Genomic DNA, 21,224 nt, shown 5'->3' with positions numbered 1-21,224 from the left:
AAAAGTCAGGTGATCAACCGGGCCTCCACCAGCCTTGCGGCAGCGGCGGTCGGGACCAAATAGAACGCGTTCATCGACGCAGGATGTGCCTCTCACATGAAAAAAGCCCACTCCGCCAGCTGATTCCGGAGGAATCCAGCAGGGGAACCGGTTGATGAACCGGACCGATCATTCAAGACCAAAGTGGGCATCACTGCACATCAAGTTCCACCAGTCTACCATCTGCGGCGGCCCTCTCGTTTCCAGCCTCCCCCCAACCCGCTCGCACTTGATGCCGTTTGAGGGCTCGAAACGGCATCAAGTGCGAGCTAGCTGGGTGGGGACGGCGTCCTAGGTGCCGCGGGCGCCCGGCGGGCGTTGACCCGGCCGGGTCAGGTCGCGAGGCCGGGTGCGTGGAACAGCGGGACGTGCGACGCCGGCCGGGCAGGAACTCCCCTGGCGCCGCCCTTCGCCGCCGCCACAGTTGCCGGTGATGCCGTTCCCGCCGTCGCGGTTGCCGGTCCGGCGGTGCGGAGCGTTGCCGTTCCGGCGGTGCCAAGCGTTGCGGCCGCTTTTGCCGAGTCCGTCGCCGTTGCGGGCCGGGCAGTGTCTGCGGGCGTGGGGGCGCGGAGAATGACCAGCGCCTCGACGTCGATCAGCCTTCGGGCCCCGGTCCGGGCGTCCCGGATCCACACCAGGTCCATCGACGCAACCGTCTGGCTGACGCAGCCCCGGTGGAACAGCTTGCCGTTGTGCCAGGCCTCGATTTCGTCCCCGACCGACAACTCCGCACCTGTTCGGACCCTGCCGACCTCCTCTGCAGCCATCGCCTGCTCCTCCCCTAAAGTTCCAGCGCTTTCGATTACGCCTTCAGCTTGCCGATGAAACGTTTCGACGGCGTTTCGGCCGGGTGATTTCTTTGTGTCCATCCAGCGGTTGGCCTGCCAAAATGAGGGGAACCAACTGGAGGAGACTCATGACGGAGCACCATCACGACGCCGGCGGAACGGACGCGGGCACGGCGGCGCAGTTGTGGGATGAACGGTACCGCAGCCGGCCCAGGGTCTGGAGCGGGCGGCCCAATCCTCAGCTGGTGGCCGAAGCGTCCGGGCTGCAGCCGGGATCCGCACTCGACCTGGGCTGCGGCGAGGGCGCTGACGCCCTGTGGCTGGCCACCCAGGGCTGGACCGTGACGGCCCTGGACGTCTCCGCCGTCGCGCTCGAAAGGGCGGCTGCGCATGCCCGCGAGGTGGGGCAGGACGGCAACATTGAGTGGGTGCAGCAGGATCTGGCCACCTGGGTGCCGGACCGGCAGTACGACCTGGTCAGCGCCCAGTTCCTGCACTCGACCCTGTTGCCGTGGCAGCAGGGCCTGCGGCTGGCCGCGGCAGCGGTGCGCACCGGCGGCACTCTGCTCATTGTCGGGCACCACCCGGACGGACTGCCGTCCTGGGGAAACCACCACTCGCACGAGCAGTACTTTACTGCCGAGGAGGTGGCGCAGGAACTTCGGATCGAGGCACCCGAGTGGCGCCGCGACGTCCTGGACATCCGCGTCCGGAGTGCGACCGGACCCGACGGCGAGGCGGCCGAGCTCACGGATGCCGTGCTGCGCGCCACCCGCATCGCCCGCTGAAACAGGCGCTGCGGCCGTCCGTCAGCCTTCGCGCGGCGCCCTGGCCACGCGCGGCGCGACCACGAGGGCGGCAACCCCGAGGGCCGCGGTGAGCGTGAAAACACCGGCGAAGGACCCTGCAGTCCCCGGGTAAGCGGCAAAGACGATGGCCGTGGCGGCCAGGGCCAGTGCGCCCCCGAGGGAATCGGAAATGGACATCGCCGAGCTGTTGAAGCCCTCCGTGTCCTTGGTGGACAGGGCCAGGGTCATCACGCTCAGGCGCGGATACATCAGCCCCATTCCCCCGCCGGCAAACACCCAGCCGGCGATCGGCACGGCTGCAGGCCAGCCGAGCACGGTAGTCACCAGAGCAAGAACGACGGCGCCGAGCACCATCCCTGCCCCGGTCCGCACGGCGCGGCGGTCCATCAGGCGGGGTCCCAGCCTGCCCTGGACGCCGGAGGCGGCGGCCCACGCGAGGGCTCCCGCCGTAAGGGTCAGGCCGGCGAAGGTCGGTGAGAACATGTAGCGTTCCACCAGCAGGTACGGCAGGTAGACCTCGGTACCGAAGAACGCCGCCGAGGCCAGCCCGCGCGTGAGGATCACGCTGGGAAGCCCGCGGCGGGCCATGAGGGTTCCGCGGGGCACGAGCGGGCGGACGGCTACGAGCGCCACGGCCACGGAACCCGCCGCCAGCACACCACCGCCGGCCGGCAATTCAACGGACAGATTCAGCCCCAGCACGGCGAGCGCGGCCAGCGCAGCCCAAGCCAACCGGACGTACCCTTCCCCGTTTCGGGTCCGCTCCGGCGATTTCCGCTCCGGCGATTTCCGCTCCGGGGATTTCCGCTCCGGACTGCCGCGCAGCCCGCGCACTGCCGGCACGATCATGAGCAGCGCCGGCACCACCAGCCCCACCACGCCCAGGAAAACCCAATGCCAGCTCGCCAGTTGAGCCACCAGGCCGGCTGCGAAGGGGCCAACAAGCGAGGGAATCACCCAGGCAGCGGAAAATGCGGCGAAAATCTTCGGATGCAGCACCTGCGGATATACCCGGGCCACAACCACGTAGAGGGAAACCGTCATGGCACCCCCGCCGAGGCCCTGCACCAGCCGGCCGGCCACCAGGGCGGCCATGCTTCCGGCCGTTCCCGCGATCACCAGGCCCAGCACGAACAGGGCCACCGACGCGAACAGCGGACCCGCCGGACCGTGCCGGTCGGACCAGTTGCCCGCCGCCACCATGCCGATGACGCCGGTGGCGAGAGGGCCGGCAAAAGCCAGCGCATACAACGCTGCTCCGCCCAGCTCACGGCTGACCAGCGGCATGATCGTCGTCACCGCCATGGACTCGAAGGCGGCGAGGAACACCAAGGCACAGGCGCCGAGCGTCACCAGCAGGTAGCTGCGGTGGAAGAGGCCGGCTGATTCCGGGACCGGGGCTGGAACAGTGCGGGACACGGGCTACGGTCAGCCGCCGACGAAGCGGTTCCGCCCGGCGCAGTAGCCGAACACCGCGGCCAGCGCACCGACCGCAAGGAAGAACAAACCTGCCGCCGCGAAGGACCCTGTGGACTGGTGCAGCTGGCCGGCCAGGAGTGTCCCGGTGGAGCCGACGCCGTAACCCACGCCCTGCATCATCCCGGACAGGCGGGCCGCGGTGTGGCCGTCGCGGGTGCGGAGCATGATCATGGTCAGCGCGACGGCGGTCATGCTGCCCTGGCCCAGGCCGAGGAGACCGGTCCACAGCCAGGTCAGTTCCAGCGGCCCGAAGATGCTGAGGGCAAATCCGCTCCCCGTCATCAGGGCCACGACCGCGCTGATGACGCGCTGGTCACGCAAGCGGGCAGCCAGGGCAGGAGCGAAGAGGGACCCAAGCATCTGCAGCACGATCGAGGCGGAAACAATCAGCCCGGCCGTGCCTCCGTCCATGCCGCGCTCGCGCAGGATGGGTGCCAGCCAGGCAAAGACGCTGAAGGACATCATGGCCTGCAGGACCATGAAGATAGTGAGCTGCCAGGCGATGGCCGAGCGCCATACGTTCACGCCGTCGGCCGCCAGCTGGTGCCGGCCAGGGTGCTGCCGGACGGCGAGCGGAAGGAACAGCACAAGGACGACGCCGGCAGGCAGCGCCCAGAACCAAAGCGCCGCCGTCCATTCCCCCGTCACGGTGAAAATGGGGTAGGTGAAGCCGGCGCCGAGCGCCGCGGAGGCGCAGATCGCCGTCGTGTAGAGACCGCCCATCAGGCCCAGCCGGTGCGGGAAGTCACGCTTGACCAGGCCGGGCAGCAGGACGTTGCAGAGCGAGATGGCGGCCCCGCAGGCGGCCGTGCCGGCGAGCAGGGCGGGAAGGTGCCCGGCGCCCCCGACGTGCACAGGACGCAGCAGCAGCCCGGCCGTCAGTACCGCCATGGCGCCGAGCAGCACGCGTTCGGCGCCGAAGCGGCGGGCAAGCACGGGTGCCAGCGGGGCAAACAGCCCGAGCAGTGTGACGGGCACCGTGGTGAGCACCGTGACCGCCCAGCCCGGCAGTCCGGCGTCGGCCGTCACCTCGGGAAGCACCGCGGGAAAACTGGAGAAAACGGAGCGGAGGTTCAGCGCGATCAGGACCAGGCAGAGTCCCAGATAGACGAGCCCGCGCCGGCTGCCGACGTGGGTGGGCGCGGCCGCAGGAACTTCGTCGATCTCCGCGTCCACGAGCGTGCTGCGCCGGTCCCCGCCGGCGGGGATGCGCTGGAGCGCGGAGTCCTGGGCGTTCTGCGGTGACGTCACCCGACCTATTCTGGCAGGCTTCTCCGCGCCCCCGCCAAGGGATCCGGCATCCGGCGCGACTCCACTATTCTGGAAGGGATGAGTGAAACCCCAGAAATACCCGAGGCGCCGCAGCCCTCCCGCCCGGTGACCCCCGGCAGCCAGGCCTCGTTCGGCACCTACGGCGGCCGGCCGGTGAGCTTCGTGCGACGCGGCACCCGGCTGCAGGGCCGGCGCCAGGCCGCGTGGGAAGAGCACGCTGACCGCTGGGCCGTGGAGGTGCCCCGCCACGTCGCCAACACTTCCGTGCACCCGGAGTACGAGTTTGATGCGGAAGCCGAATTCGGGCGCAAGGCCCCGTTGATCGTGGAAATCGGTTCAGGCCTCGGCGACGCGGTCTGCCATGCCGCCGAGGAGAATCCGGACAAGGACTTCCTCGCTGTCGAGGTGTACACCCCGGGCCTGGCCAACACCCTGATCAAGATCAACAGCCGGGGACTCACGAACGTCCGGGTGGTGGAGGCGAACGCCCCCGAAGTGCTGGCCACGATGCTCCCGGCAGGCTCGGTCACAGAGGTGTGGGTGTTCTTCCCGGACCCGTGGCACAAGTCCCGGCACCACAAACGCCGGCTCATCCAGCCGGAGTTCGCCGATCTCGTCGCCCGCGCCCTGAAGCCGGGCGGTATCTGGCGGATCGCGACGGACTGGTCCAACTATGCGGTCCACGTGCGTGACGTGCTGGCCGGCTCCCCCGACTTCGAGAACCTGCACGAGGGCGAGCGCAGCGGCGCGGACAGCCCACTGACCCAGGTCTGGGAATCCGGCGTCGAAGCCCTGGTTGGCGGGGCGCCCGTCAAAGAAGGCCGGCCACCGGTGAGCACCGAACATACGGGCCCCAACGAAGGCACCGATGAGACCGGTGGCTGGGCACCGAGGTTCGAAGGCAGAATCCTGACCAGTTTCGAGAACAAGGCGCACGAGGCGGGGCGGCTGATCTTCGATCTCAGGTACCGGCGCCGCTAGACGGGGTCCGAACCGGGCTCCACCATGCTGTTCCCGGAATTCCCGCCATGGCACGATTACTCGACGGCATACACCGGGCCGGGTTGCGTCCGGAGCGGAATCGAGTCAGCTGGGGGTCCGGGATCACATGGAACTGAAGAACGTCGTGGAGGCGACGGAGGACGTGACCAACGCCCGTCCCCTCGAACTGGTGGCGCGGGCCGGCTTCGCAGTAAGCGGGATCCTGCATTTCCTGATCGGTGTGGTCGCCATCCGGCTCGCCATGGGGGGCGAGGGCGAGGCGGATGTGAGCGGGGCGGTGGCGCAGCTCGCCAACCAGCCCGCCGGCCCGGCGCTCCTCTGGGTTTCCTTCGCGGCCTGCATCGCCCTGGCGCTATGGCAGGCCAGCGATGCCGTCTTCGATTACGAGCACCTCCCGGGCAAGAAAAAGCTGGGAAAGAAATCCAAGGCCGCGCTTCAGGCCGCGGTGTACGCCGGTCTCGCCGTGACACTGCTGTCGTTTGCCAACGGCGCGGGCAAGGACCACTCCACCTCCACGAGTGACCTCACGGTTTCCATGATGGAAGCACCCGGAGGCTTTGGGCTTCTGCTCGCCATCGGCGCCGCCGTCGCAATCACCGGGATCATCTACGTTGTCCGCGGCATCCGTCAGTCCTTTGTTAAGTACCTTCGGCTTCCGCCCTCGCCCAGGGCCCGTACGGCGGTGACGGTCCTTGGTGTTGCCGGCTATGCCGCAAAAGGCATCGCCCTGCTCCTGGCAGGCCTGCTGATTCTCATCGCCACCGTGACGGCGCACCCCGAGCAGTCAACCGGAATCGACGGCGGCCTGAAGGGCCTGCGCGAGCAGCCGTTCGGGATGTACATGCTGGCCGCCGTCGGCGTCGGGCTGATTTGCTACGGCATTTACATGATGGTGCGCTCCAAACTCGGGAAGATGTAGCGTGCATGCGCGGCCCGGGGCCGCCGGAACGGCCCCCTTTACCCCCGGGGAACCGCGACGACGGCCACCGTCTGCTGCTTGGCGTCCCGCATTTCGACGCTGGCGATACTGGTGAGCTGAACCGGCGTGGCGCCGGTGATCCTGACCCGGCCGCTCGGTGTGGCCGTCCACGCGCACGCGCGGTCTTCGCCGCCGTCGCGGTCCTTGACCCAGAGCGAGAACCTGCCGTCGACCGGCAGGCTCCGGCCGTCCACGGCGAGCTCCGTGCCCCAGGTCTTCTTGACCAGCCCCACCGTGAACTGCAGCCCCTCGCCGGTCTGCACCGAGTAGCTCGCGTCCGGCTTGGCCGGCGGGTTGAGCAGCGGGTTGAGCAGCGGGCCGGCCAGCACGCCGGCGCCGAGGCAGGCCACGGCTACAGCCGCCACCGCCACCGACCAGCGGCGGCGCACCCTGCGGCGCCGGACAGCCAGCTCATCCAGCAGCCGTTTGGGGACGGGAACGGCAATGGCTTCCTGCCGCGCCTGCGCCGGACCGGCAGCGGCGGCGCCGGTGAGCGCGACCGCGTCCCCTACCGGCACCGCATCCAGCAGCGCAGGGAGGCTGGCCAGTTCGTCCAGTTCCTTCCGGCACTCCGCGCAGGACTCCAGATGCCGTTCGAAGGCCGCACCGTCTGCAGCGTCGAGTCCGCCCAGCAGATAGGCGCCGAGCAGCTGGTGTAGCTCCATGCTGTTCACCGCTGCACCCCCATTTCGTCAAGGATGGTCCGAAGAGCACGGACCGCGTAGAACGCCCTGGATTTCACTGTTCCACTCGGAATGTTCAACTGTTGCGATGCCTCCTGGACGGTGTAGCGGCGGTAGTGGAGGGCGACCAGGACGTCCCGGTGCTCGGAGCTCAGCCGCAGCAGCGCCTCCTCGATGAGAACCCGGTTGAGGAGTTCGTCGACGCGTTCGGTCGGGTCGGCGAACTCCGCCGCATCGTGCGCCGCGGCCTCGAGTGGCCGGCGTTGGGCTTTGCGGTAGTTGTCGATCATGATGTTGCGGGCTGTCCTGAACAGGTAGCTGCGCAGGCTGCCGGTAATCTCCGGCGCCTGCTGCCAGACGCGCAGGACAGTCTCCTGGACCACGTCCTCCGTCAGCTGCGGGTCCCGGCAGGCGCTGAGGACAAAGCGTTTGAGGGCCGTGCCGTGGTCGCGGTAGATCGCGGCCACCACGTCTTCGTCCAGCGACATGCGATGCCTCCCCGTTTTGTACCCTGCGCCTTTGTACCCTCCGCCCCTCTGGCCTCGTGCCCCCTACGACGTACAGAATCGGCCAAACGTTCACTTCCCCGGCGTGAACCATTCTTTCCCGGGAGGCGTCTTAACGGTTAGGCCTGGCCTGACGAGTTGGCCGGTATGAGTCTAGGAGCAACAGATGAAAAAGCACCTCAGCATTGGCCTGTCCGCTTTCGCAGTTGCCGCACTACTTTCCGGTTGCGCGGGCGGAGGCGGCGGCACAACCACGGCGCCCTCCAGCGCGGCGGCAACTTCGGCTCCTACCTCATCCGCACCGGCCAGTTCGATGTCCGCCCCGGCCGCCGCGTCAGAGCTGAAGGTCGCGGAGTCCAAGGTCGGTCAGATTGTGGTCGACGGCAAAGGCATGAGCGTGTACTACTACACCAAGGACACCAAGGACTCCGGGACAAGCGCGTGCACCGGTGGATGCCTCACCGCCTGGCCGCCCGTCACCACCACCTCCGCCACACCGTCCGTCCAAGGCGTCATGGGCGCCCTCGGCACCATCACAACCCCCGACGGCAAGAAGCAGGTGACCATCAACGGCATGCCCATCTACTACTACGCCAAGGACAAGGCCGCAGGGGACATCACGGGCCAGGGCGTTAACAGCGTCTGGTACCTCGTGGCGCCGTCGGGCGAAATGATCACCACCGCCGCCGGATCGTAAAGGTCCTGTGTTGTGTTGTAAAGGTGCCGGGCCCGCCGGGTTCCTGCCGCCGCTGGGGGGCGGCGGATCCGGCAACGAAACAGCCAGCACCGGCAGGCGGACGCTGTAAATGCAGGCAGGATCAGCAGGTCCCCAAGGCTCGCTAAGATGGATCAGATGACCACCTGCTGAAAGTTGTACGCACATGCCATCCCATCCGGACGAGAGTGCGGCGCTGGCTATACAGACACCTGCGATCAACGACCGCTCCCTCGCGGCCGGGCTTGCCTACGCTATGGGCAGCCGGGTTTCCGGTATCTCCTTCGACGCCGCTACCGGGTTGATGCTCGGCAAAGTGCGGGGCGGCTCGGATGCGCCCTATTCGACGACGGCGAAGCTGGTCCGGAAAGCGGGCGGCTGGAGCTGCACCGTCGGGGTCTGCACCTGCCCGGTCCGGAAGGATTGCAAGCACGTGGCGGCCCTGCTTTTTGCAGCCGAAGACAACCCCGCAACGCGGGTGCAGCTGCTGGCCCCCGCCGAGGCGTCCAGGCTGTCCCGCCAGGCGCCGGCCCTGGAACTGCCGGACTGGGAACAGGCCCTCAGCCCGCTGATCGCCCGCCCGGGCATTACGCAGTCCTCCAACGGGATTCCGCTCGCGCTCCAGTTCGAAATTGAGGAACCGGCCCCGCATTTCTCCTACACCGGCCGCCGGGACCCGCTGCGCAGCGTCCGGCAGCTGAAGGCCCGGCCTGTGATCATGGGCGCCAAAGGCAAGTGGATCCGGGGCGACGTTTCGTGGAACACGCTGAGCTACCTGAACTACCGCCGGGAGTGCAACGAGGCCCATGTCGAGTGGATGCAGGAGTTCCTCGCCTCGCATACCGCCCTTGCCAACCGCCAGCACTCGGGCACCGCGCCCTGGCTGGGCCTGAACACCTACGCCGGCAAGAACCTCTGGAGCCTCCTGGCCCAGGCCTCCAAGATCGGCGTCGCCCTGGTCCACGGCCGCGGCCAGGAGCCGGTCCGCGTGGTGGACGCCCCCGCCGCCGCCGGGCTCAACCTCACCCGCTTCGGCGATGCGCCGAGCGGGGACACCTCCGGTGCCCGCGGAGCCGCAGCCGCTGATGCCGCCGGCGAGCACGGCGGAGGGTTGTCGCTCGCGCCCACCATCACGGTAGAAGGCGCCGTGGTCGACCCCGCCCAGGTCGGCACCATCGGACGTCCGGCGCACGGGATCTTCCTGACCTCGGACGGAGACGCCCTGCCCGGCGTCGCGCCGTCGGACCCCACCATCACCCTTGCCCCCCTTGAAGGCGGGCTCAGCGAGGAACTGCTGACCTTCGTGACCGCCGGGACCACCCTGCACATCCCCGCCCGGGATGAAACCCGCTTCCTCACGGGCTTCTATCCCAAGCTGAAGCAGACCGCCCGGGTCACGGCCTCCGACGAATCCGTGGAGCTGCCGGCCCTGGCGGTCCCCACCCTGTCGTTGTTGGCCAACTACGGCGCGGACCACCGGGTAAGGCTGCACTGGGAATGGCACTACACGTCCGGAACGCTCGTCACGGCCCAGCCGCTGTGGCGCCACCCCGGCGACCACGGGTACCGCGATGACCCCGCGGAAGCGGCCATCCTGGAAACTGTGGGCCAGCCCTGGGACGTGGTTCCCGCCCTCGGCGAATCTGCCACCGGCGGATGGGGGACGCCGCGCCTGGCCGCCTCCGCCGAGCTCAGCGGCCTGGACACGCTGGCCTTCACCGAGGAGGTCCTGCCCCGGCTCCGCGAGCTGCCTGGCGTCACGGTGGACACGGCCGGCGAGATCGCCGACTACCGCGAGGCGGAGGAAGCGCCCGTGGTGGCGATTTCGACCAAAGCCACCGACAACCGGGACTGGTTCGACCTCGGCATTGTCATCACGTTGGAGGGCCAGCCGGTCTCCTTCGCGGCCCTGTTCTCCGCCCTGGCCGCCGGTCAGACCCGCATGCTGCTGCCCAGCGGGGCGTACTTCTCCCTCGACCTGCCCGAACTCCACCAGCTCCGGGCGCTCATCGACGAAGCCCGCTCGCTGCAGGACAACAAGGACGCGCCGCTGCAGATCAGCCGCTTCCAGGCGGGCCTCTGGGATGAACTGGCCCAGCTCGGGATCGTCGAGGAGCAGGCCGCCGCGTGGCGCCAGGCCGTGGGCGGCCTCCTGGAAGGCGGGGCGCAGGGCCTGCCCCTGCCGCCGACCCTCAACGCCGAACTGCGCCCCTACCAGCTTGAGGGGTACAACTGGCTCAGCTTCCTGTACCGGCACGGGCTGGGCGGGGTGCTGGCCGATGACATGGGCCTGGGCAAAACCGTCCAGGCGCTGGCACTGATCTGCGCGGCCAAGGAGGCGGCAGAGGCCGCCGGGGAGGCCGCCGCGGCACCGGCCGGGGAGGCGCCGTTCCTGGTGGTCGCCCCCACCAGCGTCGTCGGGAACTGGGCGGCGGAAAGCGCGCGCTTCGCGCCGGGCCTGACCGTGCGCGCCATCAGTGAAACGTTCGCGAAAAGCGGCCAGGATCCGGCGGAAGCGATGGCCGGGGCGGACATCGTGATCACTTCCTACGCGTTGTTCCGCATCGACTACGACTCGTACGCCTCCAGGCAGTGGTCCGGCTTTGTGCTGGACGAGGCGCAGTTTGTGAAGAACCACCAGTCCAAGGCCTACCAGTGCGCCCGGAAACTTCCGGCAGGTTTCAAACTCGCCATCACCGGCACCCCGCTGGAGAACAACCTGATGGAGTTCTGGGCACTGACGTCGATCGTGGCCCCGGGCCTCTTTTCCAGCCCCAGCCGGTTCGCCGAGAACTACCAGAAGCCGGTGGAAAAGAACGGCGACAAGGCGCAGCTGGAAAAGCTGCGGCGCCGGGTACGGCCGTTGATGATCCGCCGCACCAAGGAACAGGTCATCCAGGACCTCCCGCCCAAGCAGGAACAGGTCCTGGAGGTGGTGCTCAATCCTCGACACCAGAAGGTCTACCAGACGCACCTGCAGCGGGAGCGCCAGAAGATCCTCGGCCTGATCGATGACGTCAACAAGAACCGCTTCACCATCTTCCAGTCGCTGACCCTGCTGCGCCAGCTCAGCCTGGATCCTTCGCTGGTTGATCCGTCCCTCTCGGGAGTGCGGTCCAGCAAGCTCGACGTGCTCTTCGAACAGCTCGGGGACCTTGTGGCGGAGGGACACCGGGCGCTGATCTTCAGCCAGTTCACGGGGTTCCTGGGCAAGGTGCGCGACCGGCTCGTCGAGGAGAACATCGAGTTCTGCTACCTCGACGGGAGCACCCGGAACCGTACCGACGTCGTCAATGAATTCAAAAACGGCGCGGCTCCCGTGTTCCTGATCAGCCTCAAGGCCGGCGGCTTCGGCCTGAACCTCACCGAGGCGGACTACGTGTTCCTGCTCGATCCCTGGTGGAACCCCGCCTCGGAGGCGCAGGCGGTTGACCGCACGCACCGCATCGGCCAGGCCCGGAACGTGATGGTCTACCGGCTGGTGGCCAAGGACACGATCGAGGAAAAGGTCATGGCGCTCAAGGCCAGAAAGTCCCAGCTGTTCGCGGATGTTCTGCAGGGCGATGCGCTTTCCGGGGGCGCGTTGACGACGGAGGACCTGGCCGGGCTGTTCAACGACTGACGGTGTTCAGGACCGGGCGCCTAGAAACGCCGACACCGTGCCCGTAGCAACAGGGAGACGCAAGGAACGCGCGGCGGTCTGCCTCCTGAGCCAGCGGCCCAGTGCCTTCCCCTTGCCTTTCCACCAGCTGTCCTCATCGCCGGCGGAGTGCCACCGGAAGATCACGAAAACCAGGACGAAAACCCCGGCCGCGACTTTTTGCCAGTCACCCCGGGCTGCATCGAGCAGCACGACGGCCCCGCTGATCAGAATCGAGGGCCAGGCGAGAGCCAGGAAGAGGCTGTTCGCCATGTACCGGCGGTGGGACCGCGGCACCGAGACCGCACGCACCATGTCGGAGCAGGCACAAACCACCACGAGGGCCTGCCCCAGCGATATGAGGAGCGAGCCTGGCACGGATCCTGCGAAGACCACGGCTGCCTGCAGCCCGGAACTCATGGCCGGTCCGCCGGCAGCCGCGGACAGGTTCCGCCAGAGTACATAGCGGCCGAGTCGAACATCCCTTGCCCCCCAATGGAACTGTTTAGAAGGCAATCCAACGGCCGGGAAGTACGAAAGTCACCGGCAGGCGCTACCTGTCTTTTCCGGCAGGCCACTACTTGTGGCGTGCCGCCCCGGGGTCAGGCCGCGCCCGGCTACTTCAGGAACGTCAGGCAGGCTCGGCGCTACGTCCGGAAGTACGCATCCGCAACCGGGCCAGCAGGGTTGAAGCTAGCAGGGCCGTGGCCATCTCCAGTGCAATGACAGCCAGGGACACTTCGGTCCGGGAGTGGATTGCGCCGGCGGCTGTTCCATGGTGACCGTGAGCCGAGGAACGGCTGCCGACCAGCAACAGCGTGTGCACCAGGGCCATGGCCAGCGCGGAAGCCATTACCTGGCGAAGGGCGTTGGCACGGCTGTAACGCCAGATGTGCAGGGCGCACGGAAGGCAGAGGGCCACCATGGCCAGCATGAGGATGTTGAGCCAGGGGCCGTGCTGGTTGGCGATCACAAACCACACGTGGAGGACGCACGAAGCGGCGGTCACTGCGGCGCACGTCCGGGTATGAAGGATGGGGCCGGAGGCGCGGCCCCATCCCTGCAGGGCTGTCACGTCGTGCGCCTAGCCGTGGCAATGCTCGCCGGCGGCGGGCCCGCTGTGGCAACCGGAGGCCTCTCTGGAGTTCGGCGGCACGTCCAGCACCGGGCTGCGGTCGAAGAACCCTTCCGGCCGCAGCTTGAAGCCAACGGTGTCCACCGGCATGATGGGCCAGTCCTCCACTCGCGGGAAGTGCGTCAGGCCGAAAGTGTGCCAGACGACGATGTCGTGGCCGTCAATGTCGCGGTCCTGCGAAATGTAGCCCGGCAGGCCCGCTCCCCCGCCATGTTGGTTGACGAAGTCGCCGGTGGGGTAGCGCTCGTCCTCGGCGAACCGGGTGACCCAGAGGTCCTTGGCAGCGAAGGCCGCGCGCCGGGCAATGGAGGAATCCGGGTCCGCGAGCAGCGTGGGCATGCCCTGGCCATGGAGCTTGTAGCCCACGGGTTCACCCAGCCGGTTGAGGGATTCCGGGTTGGAAATGATCCACGTCCGGCCAGCCTTGGCGTCACTTTGGCGGACCGCCTCCGATTCGCGGGCCAGCACGGTCCGCTTCCGGGAGAAGGCGTTACCGCGTTCATTGCCCGGGCCCATGGGCTGCCGGACCACGTCTTCTTCCTCGACCCGGTTCGTGAAGCCGTCAATCGCCATGTCCAGCCGTGCGCTGAAGAGGTGCTGGTGGAACGGTGCACCCAGCCCCGGGGCGAGTTGGGAGATGTTGTCCGAACCGCCGTCGGGGAAAGCGCTGGTAAACACGACTCCGGTGGCCTTGGCCTCGAACTCGATGGTGCCGTCCAGGTAGAGGTACCAGTAGAAGCCGTAATCGTAATTGCCGATGGTGGTGAAAAAGGAAATCACCATGCGCCGGTTGCGGCGCGTGTAATTGATGCCGGACCACAGATCGGAGTGCTTGGCCAGGATGCCCCAGTCCTCCTCGTGCATGCAGATGCCGTTGCGGATCTCACGGGGATTGCCGAAGGCGTCGCTGATGACGGGGCTGAGGTAGGTGATGTCACCGAGGCAGTCACAGCCCAGTTCCAGGGAATTGGCATACTGGCCCACGAGGTACTCGCCCGTGTCGAAGTAGTTCTGCCACGAACGGACGGGCGAAGGGTCACCGTAGGGAACCACCATCTCAGCGATGGATGCGCGCTTGATGATGGGGCGCTTTTTCGAGCCGTCCTGGAAGGCAAGGTTGTGCAGCACCACGCCCTCGCGGACGTCGAAGCCGACGTCCAGGCTCCACTTTTCCCACTCGACGTGGTTTCCGCCGGTCACCGTGAAGCTGGGGCCTTCCGGCTGGGTGATGCTGATGGGTTTTTGCGTGTCGCGCAACGGGCCGGTGAGCTTCGGATCGGTGTAGTTGCCGTGCTCCGAGGGAACCGGCACAGCCCCGAGGTCGATGACCTGCGTGACTTCCTTGCTGACGACGTCGACGTAGGCCACAAGACCGTCCACAGGATGCGCCCAGGCGCTGTCCTCTGGAAACTCCTGCACGAAAGCCAGCCCGCGGAGGATGCGACGGCCACTTTCCTCCGGATACTCAAATACACCGGCCGAAAGCGGGGCAACGCGTACCTTTTCGACGTCCAGCCCACGCTCCGCAAGGGCCTTGAGCCACCGGGCATCAGCCGCGAGCAACTCCTCGACGATTCCAAATTCCTCCTCAAGGACGGGCAGCTCGCCCGTTGCGGCGGTATCGAGCTCGACGGCGGAGGTCACCGTGGCGTTCGTCGTGGAAACGGTGACGTCCAACGGCCGCCCGCCGGACACATCGTGGATAAAGATCCGGAAACGACGGTCCTCGGCGTCCCGGGCTGAACCCCGGGGCGGGTCCAGCAGGCCAAGGTAAGCGATTCGCTTCTCCGGGCCCAGGAGCCCCTCGGCGCGCAGAATGGCTTGGACGTCGGTGATTTCAACACCCGACGCCATGCGGTACGGGGTAGTCGTGTCGGCTATTGAGGGGAGCATGATGGCCTTTTGGTTCGTGACCTTGGCAGGTCCGGTTTTATTTTCTATAGTTGTAGATAATAAGCGAACGTAAGATAGCTCACAAGGGTCGGGGCGAAAATATTCACGGGGAGCGGCAGCGTGCCAAAGATTGTTGACCACGACGAACGCCGCTTGGAGCTGGTTGATGCAACCTGGCGGATCATCGCCCGACTGGGCATCGAAAGTGCCACCATGCGGGAGATCGCATTGGAGGCAGGGTTCGCGAACGGCGCACTGAAGCCGTACTTTTCGACCAAGGACACGCTGCTGACGTTTGCCTTCGGCCACGTCTTCAACCGGACCAACCAGCGCATTGCCGATGTCACAGCCGGCCTCTCGGGGCTGGCGGCCCTCCGGGCATTCTGCGGCGAAGTGCTTCCCCTGGATGAAGAACGGATCAATGAGGCCCGTATCGTCATCCCCTTCTGGCAAAAGGCGATCAATGACCCCGAAAAGGCCCGGATCCACCGGGACTCCATGCAGCAGTGGCTGGAAGCCATTTCGGGCTACCTCGCGGAGGCGCGCGACAGCGGCGACGTAACCGCCGTCGTGGACGATGCGAGCCTGGCCGGCCAGCTCCTCAACATGCTGCTGGGCGCCCAGATCGCCGCCGCACTGCTCCCGGAGAGCCAGACAGAACTCGGCCTGCCCCGGCAGCTCGAGAGCTTCCTTGCCCTGCTGACCCGCCCGTAAACCTTTATTCGACGTCTGTTGAAAAAAGATGACAGCGAGGGAGTTCGACGCTAACCTGAAATGACTGTGTCGCAGGACACAGCTCTGGGGGACCTCACGCCACGTGGCCATCCATCGTCAGGAATATCCATGTCTGCAGCAACAACAGCCCGTCCTGCCGGACAGGACCTCACCTCCACTGCGGCCGCTTCCTTTGACCATTGGCGGCACCTGGTGGCGCAGTCGTTTGTGCCGCTGTCCGTCGACACGGACCACCCCGACGCCTTCCGCGGCCGGATGCGGTCGCGTGTACTGGACCGCATGTGCCTGGTGGAAATATCAGCCTCCGGTCACCGCGTCCACCGTACGCCCGCCCTCCTGGCGCAGTCGGACCAGCGCTATTTCAAGCTCAACCTTCAGCTGGAGGGATCCGAGCTCCTCATCCAGGACAACCGCGAAGCCGTGCTGCGCCCCGGCGACCTGGCCATCTATGACACCAACCGGCCTTACACACTGGCGTTCGAGGAGCAGGCCCGGATGATGGTGGTCATGTTCCCGCACGATGCACTATCGCTGCCGCCCGACTACGTGGGGCAGCTCTCCGCGGTCCGCCTCGCCGGGGGCGGCGGCTTGGCCGGCATCGTGGGACCATTCCTTTCCCAGCTGGCGGAGCGGTTCGAGGCCCTCAGCGGCCCGAGCGGTTCGCGGCTGGCTACTAACGCCCTCGATCTCGTGGCAACCATGCTGCACTCGGAACTGGACATGGCACGGGACAGCATGAAGCCCCAGGTCCTGCTGGCCACGTCGGTGCGCGAGTACATCGAAGCCAACCTCGCCGATCCGCAGCTTTCGCCGGCCAGCATTGCCGCGGCACACTTCATCTCCACCCGCCACCTGCACAACGTCTTCCACGAGACTGGCAGCACCGTTGCCAGTTGGATCCGGAGCCAGCGGCTGGAACGCATCCGCCGTGACCTTCGAGACCCGCTGCACAACGGCTCGTCCGTCGGCGCTGTAGCCGGCCGGTGGGGGTTCCTGGACGCTGCGCATTTCAGCCGCACGTTCCGGGATGCCTTCGGTGTCTCCCCCAGCGACTGGCGGCGCGGCGCCTGATCTTGCGAAAGCCGCCGGCGTGCCCATAGGCTGCCCGGCGGCTTTCTGCTGCTTGCGGGCGGCTCCGCACAGCGAGGCTGCCCGCGGCGGCGGCACCTGCCGCCGCCGTCGAAGGTTTGCTACCCGGCCAGCACTGGTTCCGGAATCCGGGCCAGCTTCTCCACCCGGACTTCCACCAGCACCCCGGCCAGGAAAATGACGGGCACAGCCGCCAGCAGCCCCGCGGCCGTTTCGGCGCTTCCCCCGATGAGGGCGGTGAAGTTGCTGACCACCAGGTAGAGCACCCATCCCAGCAACACGGACGCGAGCACCGGAGCGATCAACGTCTGCCAGTGGTGTCCTGCCACCGGTTCCCGGCGGAAATAGCCAACGACGGCGAGGGACGAGAGCATGTACAGCACCAGCAGGGCCGCGACGGCCAGGCCGCTGAACCACGAGAAGAGGGTCAGCACGGGGTCCAGTCCCAGCAGCGCAAAGGGTGCCACGAGAAGTAACGCGACCGCCGTCTGGATCCATGCGGCCATGGCCGGGGCGCGGTGCTTGTTGGTGCGTGCAATGACGGAGGGCAGGGACCCACGCAACGCCAGTGAGTGCAGGTAGCGGTTGATGCCGTTGTGGAAGGCGATGATCCCTGCCAAGAGGGACGTCACCAGCAGGATCCCGGCGGTGACACCTGCCCAGGGGCCGAACAACTCCACCAGCGGGCCGATCACGAATGAGGTCGCGTCGCCGGATGCCAGTGCCGCTCCGGCCGCTTCGGCCACATGCGACGGTCCGTAGAAGCTGACCAGCATCCAGGTGATGAAGGAGAAGAAGATGGCGATGATGCCCACTGAGAGATACGTGGCGCGGGCGACGGTCCGGTGTGGATCCTTGGCCTCCGCGGAGTAGATGGCGGTCGATTCGAAACCGAACATCGAGGCGACGGCGAACATGATGGCGACGCCGGGAGCGCCGCTGGCGATGGCTTCGGGCGCGAACGAGGCTGCGATGTTCAGCCCCTCGGGGCCACCGCCTTGGAACAGGACGGACAATCCGAACATGAGCAGGATGGCGACTTCCAGGCCAACCAGCACGGCAAGAACCCGGGCGCCTAGCTCGATGTTCATCGATCCCAGGGCCTGGACTCCGGCCATCGTAACGACGGCGAGCAGCCACCATGGGACGGTAATCCCGGCGCCTGCCAGGACTCCGGAGAACGCCGCGCCGTACAGTCCGTACATTGCCGCCTGCACGGTGCTGTAGGCCAGCAGCGCTAACCATGCTGCCCCGGCGCCTACTTTGCGTCCGAACGCTGCCGTGACGTAGGCGTAGAAAGCGCCGTTGGTCTGAACCTTCCGGCTCATGGCCACGAAGCCTACGGCGAAAATAATTATTACGACGCCGACGACGAGGTAGGCGCCCGGAGCGCCGGCACCGTTGCCAAGCGCGGCAGCGAGCGGCGCTGCTCCGACGATTCCGGTCAGCGGCGCCTGAGCGGACAGGACAAAGAACAGAATGCCCAGGACTCCAATGCTGCCTGCGCGCAGGGCGGTGGAGTGTTCCTGGCGGGAACCGGGTTCCGCGGTCCGGGATTCGGGATTCGGAATACTCATTGGATCCTTCTAACGGTCATGAGTGCTGAAAGGTGTTGGGGGTGCCTGCAGGTGGATGGCACCGTAAATTCAGCATGGCAGTCTGCCGCGGATGCGACTTGTCGTGGAGCGCTCAGTTGTTGCGCGTGAGCGCAGTCACGCCGTGCTGCTCCTTCGGAGTGGTACCGGCACGGTTTAGGCACAGCCCACGGCATCTGTTCGCCTGGTGTCAAGGGGCGTTCGCGGAAACACAAGACACCTTTAGGGCATCCCGGCAGACTCGAGACATAGCCTCAGGCCACGCCGGCCGTGTGCATCGCCAACTCGAAGTGGAGTACTCCTTGGAAACTTACGACGCCCTGCTGGCCTCGATCACCCCGGTCTCCGGCGAAACCCGGACCATCCTTGACCCCGCCACCGGCACCGTCGTCGGCGAAGCTCCTGTCCACACCGTTGAGGACCTCGAAGCCGCCGTGGCCGCTGCCGCCGGAGCCCAGCCGGCCTGGGCCGCCCTGGGCCACGACGGACGGTCCGCGGCGCTCCTCAAGGCCGCCGACGCCGTCGAGCGTTCCGCCGAGGAACTTGCCAGACTGCTCTCCCGCGAGCAGGGCAAGCCGCTGAACGGCCCGAACGCGCGTTTCGAAGTCGGCGCCTGTGCTGCCTGGATCCGTGCCGCCGCTACGACGCCGCTGGACTCCGAAGTGGTGGTTGACGACGGCGAAACGTATGCCGAACTGCGCTACCGCCCCATCGGCGTCGTTGGGGCCATCGGCCCCTGGAACTGGCCCATGATGATCACCATCTGGCAGATCGCCCCCGCCCTCCGGATGGGCAACGCCGTAGTGGTCAAGCCGTCCAAAATGACCCCGCTGTCCGTGCTGGCGCTGGCCAAAGTCCTCAACGAGGAACTGCCCGAAGGCCTCCTCAGTGTGGTCTCCGGTGACCGCGGTGTGGGTGCGCGCCTGGCCGAGCACCCCGCCATCGGCAAGGTCATGTTCACCGGTTCCACCGACGCCGGCCGTTCGATCATCAGATCCTCCGCTGACACCGTCAAGCGGCTCACTCTTGAGCTCGGCGGCAATGACGCCGGCATCGTCCTGCCCGACGCCGACCCCAAGGCCATCGCTCAAGACCTCTTCTGGGGCGCCTTCATCAACACCGGCCAGACCTGCGCGGCCCTCAAGCGCCTCTACGTCCACGACGACATCTATGACGCCGTTTGCGACGAGCTGACTGCCGTGGCGAAGGCAATGCCGATGGGTGTCGGGCTGGACGAGAACAACGTCCTCGGTCCGCTGCAGAACAAGGCGCAGTTCGACGTCGTCGCCCGCCTGGTAGAGTCCGCCCGGGACTCCGGTGCCCGCATCCTGCTCGGCGGGAACCCCGACCCGGAGCAGCCCGGCTACTTCTACCCCGCCACACTCGTGGCCGACATCCACAATGACAACCCCCTCGTGGCCGAGGAACAGTTCGGCCCGGCCCTGCCGATCATCCGGTACAGCACCGTGGACGAGGCCGTCGCGCACGCCAACGGTCTCGACGTGGGACTGGGCGCCTCCGTCTGGTCCTCCGACCTGCCCGCAGCCCGCGAGGTCGCCGCCCGGATCCAAGCCGGCACCGTGTGGATCAACAAGCACGGTGCCGTTGACCCGCGCGTCCCGTTCGGCGGCGCCAAGCAGTCCGGTTACGGCCTGGAATTCGGCGTTGAAGGCCTGAAGGCCGTGGGCGTTCCCCAGGTGATCAACGGCTGACCCGCTCCGGGTCAGGCTGCGCCCGGCCACCCAACTGACCAGCAGCAGGTGTCGTTTTAGCCCTCAAAACGACACCTGCTGCGACTTACTTGGGCGGGCGGCGCCAAGCCGTGAAACCATACGGAGCATGGCCCAGAAGATTGCGTACCAGGGTGAGCCCGGCGCCAACTCCAATATCGCTTGCGAGCAGATGTACCCCGGGATGGAAAGCGTCCCCTGCGCCAGCTTCGAGGACGCCTTCGAACTGGTGTCCAGCGGTGACGCCGAACTGGCCATGATCCCGATCGAGAATTCCATCGCCGGCCGGGTAGCCGACATCCACATCCTGCTGCCGCAGTCGCACCTGCAGATCGTGGGCGAGTTCTTCCTGCCCATCCACTTCGACCTGCTGGGCATTCCGGGCAGCACCATCGAGGCGGCCACCGAGGTCCACAGCCACATCCACGCCTTGGGGCAGTGCCGCCGGCTGATCCGCGACGCCGGTCTCCGCCCGGTCATCGCCGGTGACACTGCCGGGTCCGCCCGCGAGGTCCGGGACTGGAATGACCCCACGAAACTGTCCCTCGCTCCCCCGCTCGCCGCGCAGCTGTACGGGCTGGAGGTGCTGGCGTCCGCCGTCGAGGACGATCCCTCCAACACCACCCGCTTCGTGGTCCTGGCCCGGGAAAAGGAACTACCGGCCCGGGGTGAACTGCCCGGGCCCGCCGTCACCAGCTTCGTGTTCCGGGTCAGGAACGTCCCTTCCGCCCTGTACAAGGCGCTGGGCGGCTTCGCTACGAACGGCGTGAACATGACCCGGCTGGAAAGCTACATGGTGGGCAACGAATTCGCCGCCACCATGTTCATGGCCGACGTCGAGGGGCACCCGGAGGACTTGCCGCTCAGCCTGGCGCTGGAGGAACTGGAGTTCTTCACCACAGAGGTTCGTATCCTCGGCGTCTACGCCGCCGCCGAATACAGGACGCGGCAGGCAGCCGCTGTCTAAACGTCAGTTCCGGCGGCCGCCGCTGGCATGCACGTTCCCGTACCCAGCCACGCCGAAAACCCTATGACTTGTTGCGCAGATCACACCGCCCTGCTACAGTCTCTCCGCCCAATGACAAGGCTCTCCCATCCAGTGGGAAGCCCGGCAGTAAGCCGACGACGCAGGCAG

Annotated in this window: 18 protein-coding genes; 9 read left to right on the top strand and 9 right to left on the bottom strand. The window is 67.1% G+C overall.

All coding sequences use genetic code 11. From position 1 onward, the window contains the following. Positions 1-371: 371 nt before the first annotated feature. Positions 372-806, bottom strand: coding sequence for a hypothetical protein (locus QFZ65_RS03020; RefSeq protein ID WP_306908094.1), 435 nt, complete (start codon positions 804-806; stop codon positions 372-374). Positions 807-955: 149 nt separating this feature from the next. On the opposite strand from QFZ65_RS03020, the gene QFZ65_RS03015 reads away from it, so the two are divergent. Then, complete coding sequence (locus QFZ65_RS03015) at positions 956-1,615, top strand: bifunctional 2-polyprenyl-6-hydroxyphenol methylase/3-demethylubiquinol 3-O-methyltransferase UbiG (RefSeq protein WP_306908093.1); 660 nt, start codon at positions 956-958, stop codon at positions 1,613-1,615. 21 nt (positions 1,616-1,636) lie between these two features. Here the strand turns inward: QFZ65_RS03015 and QFZ65_RS03010 are convergent, their stop codons facing one another. Together QFZ65_RS03010 and QFZ65_RS03005 are read right to left on the bottom strand one after the other, a co-directional pair. Further along, the gene (locus tag QFZ65_RS03010; protein WP_306908092.1) at positions 1,637-3,055 is read right to left on the bottom strand and encodes an MFS transporter; all 1,419 of its coding nucleotides are present in this window, start codon (positions 3,053-3,055) and stop codon (positions 1,637-1,639) included. 9 nt (positions 3,056-3,064) lie between these two features. After that, positions 3,065-4,324: an MFS transporter gene (locus QFZ65_RS03005; protein WP_306912487.1), complete on the bottom strand. Its 1,260-nt coding sequence runs from the start codon at positions 4,322-4,324 to the stop codon at positions 3,065-3,067. A 120-nt stretch (positions 4,325-4,444) separates the two neighbouring features. Between QFZ65_RS03005 and trmB the strand changes: the two genes are divergently transcribed. Beyond that, positions 4,445-5,368: a tRNA (guanosine(46)-N7)-methyltransferase TrmB gene (trmB, locus tag QFZ65_RS03000; RefSeq protein WP_306908091.1), complete on the top strand. Its 924-nt coding sequence runs from the start codon at positions 4,445-4,447 to the stop codon at positions 5,366-5,368. Between the two features lie 127 nt (positions 5,369-5,495). Further along, on the top strand, positions 5,496-6,308 hold the full coding sequence (locus tag QFZ65_RS02995; RefSeq protein WP_306908090.1) for a DUF1206 domain-containing protein: 813 nt from the start codon (positions 5,496-5,498) through the stop codon (positions 6,306-6,308). A gap of 38 nt (positions 6,309-6,346) precedes the next feature. On the opposite strand, the gene QFZ65_RS02990 is transcribed toward QFZ65_RS02995, so the two are convergent. Together QFZ65_RS02990 and QFZ65_RS02985 are read right to left on the bottom strand one after the other, a co-directional pair. Beyond that, a complete protein-coding gene (locus QFZ65_RS02990) occupies positions 6,347-7,033 on the bottom strand; it encodes an anti-sigma factor (protein WP_373427557.1) in 687 nt (228 codons plus the stop codon). A gap of 5 nt (positions 7,034-7,038) precedes the next feature. Continuing rightward, a complete protein-coding gene (locus QFZ65_RS02985; protein ID WP_306908088.1) occupies positions 7,039-7,539 on the bottom strand; it encodes a sigma-70 family RNA polymerase sigma factor in 501 nt (166 codons plus the stop codon). 184 nt (positions 7,540-7,723) lie between these two features. Between QFZ65_RS02985 and QFZ65_RS02980 the strand changes: the two genes are divergently transcribed. Further along, positions 7,724-8,254 carry a hypothetical protein gene (locus tag QFZ65_RS02980; protein ID WP_306908087.1) on the top strand — a complete coding sequence of 177 codons (531 nt, stop codon included), beginning with the start codon at positions 7,724-7,726 and terminating at the stop codon, positions 8,252-8,254. Between the two features lie 184 nt (positions 8,255-8,438). After that, positions 8,439-11,894: a DEAD/DEAH box helicase gene (locus tag QFZ65_RS02975; RefSeq protein ID WP_306908086.1), complete on the top strand. Its 3,456-nt coding sequence runs from the start codon at positions 8,439-8,441 to the stop codon at positions 11,892-11,894. 6 nt (positions 11,895-11,900) lie between these two features. Here QFZ65_RS02975 and QFZ65_RS02970 read toward each other — a convergent pair whose 3' ends face one another. From QFZ65_RS02970 to QFZ65_RS02960, 3 genes are all read right to left on the bottom strand, one after another. Then, on the bottom strand, positions 11,901-12,332 hold the full coding sequence (locus tag QFZ65_RS02970) for a hypothetical protein (RefSeq protein WP_306908085.1): 432 nt from the start codon (positions 12,330-12,332) through the stop codon (positions 11,901-11,903). 211 nt (positions 12,333-12,543) lie between these two features. Further along, a complete protein-coding gene (locus tag QFZ65_RS02965) occupies positions 12,544-12,987 on the bottom strand; it encodes a hypothetical protein (protein WP_306908084.1) in 444 nt (147 codons plus the stop codon). A gap of 9 nt (positions 12,988-12,996) precedes the next feature. Beyond that, positions 12,997-14,940 carry a primary-amine oxidase gene (locus QFZ65_RS02960; protein WP_306908083.1) on the bottom strand — a complete coding sequence of 648 codons (1,944 nt, stop codon included), beginning with the start codon at positions 14,938-14,940 and terminating at the stop codon, positions 12,997-12,999. Positions 14,941-15,060: 120 nt separating this feature from the next. Here QFZ65_RS02960 and QFZ65_RS02955 point away from each other — a divergent pair, with 120 nt between their 5' ends. Together QFZ65_RS02955 and QFZ65_RS02950 are read left to right on the top strand one after the other, a co-directional pair. Next, positions 15,061-15,654, top strand: a complete 594-nt coding sequence (locus QFZ65_RS02955) for a TetR/AcrR family transcriptional regulator (protein ID WP_306908082.1) — start codon at positions 15,061-15,063, stop codon at positions 15,652-15,654. A gap of 129 nt (positions 15,655-15,783) precedes the next feature. Then, positions 15,784-16,746: a helix-turn-helix domain-containing protein gene (locus QFZ65_RS02950; RefSeq protein ID WP_306908081.1), complete on the top strand. Its 963-nt coding sequence runs from the start codon at positions 15,784-15,786 to the stop codon at positions 16,744-16,746. A gap of 119 nt (positions 16,747-16,865) precedes the next feature. Here the strand turns inward: QFZ65_RS02950 and QFZ65_RS02945 are convergent, their stop codons facing one another. Further along, positions 16,866-18,341: an APC family permease gene (locus QFZ65_RS02945; protein WP_306908080.1), complete on the bottom strand. Its 1,476-nt coding sequence runs from the start codon at positions 18,339-18,341 to the stop codon at positions 16,866-16,868. A gap of 320 nt (positions 18,342-18,661) precedes the next feature. Here QFZ65_RS02945 and QFZ65_RS02940 point away from each other — a divergent pair, with 320 nt between their 5' ends. After that, the gene (locus QFZ65_RS02940; protein ID WP_306908079.1) at positions 18,662-20,071 is read left to right on the top strand and encodes an aldehyde dehydrogenase family protein; all 1,410 of its coding nucleotides are present in this window, start codon (positions 18,662-18,664) and stop codon (positions 20,069-20,071) included. Between the two features lie 127 nt (positions 20,072-20,198). Then, positions 20,199-21,056 carry a prephenate dehydratase gene (locus QFZ65_RS02935; RefSeq protein ID WP_306908078.1) on the top strand — a complete coding sequence of 286 codons (858 nt, stop codon included), beginning with the start codon at positions 20,199-20,201 and terminating at the stop codon, positions 21,054-21,056. Positions 21,057-21,224: the final 168 nt, after the last annotated feature.

Source organism: Arthrobacter sp. B3I9 (genome assembly GCF_030816935.1).
In the GTDB taxonomy this organism is placed as follows: Bacteria; Actinomycetota; Actinomycetes; order Actinomycetales; family Micrococcaceae; genus Arthrobacter.
The sequence above is the reverse complement of the archived record's forward strand: the minus strand, read 5'-3'. Positions and strand labels throughout refer to the sequence as shown.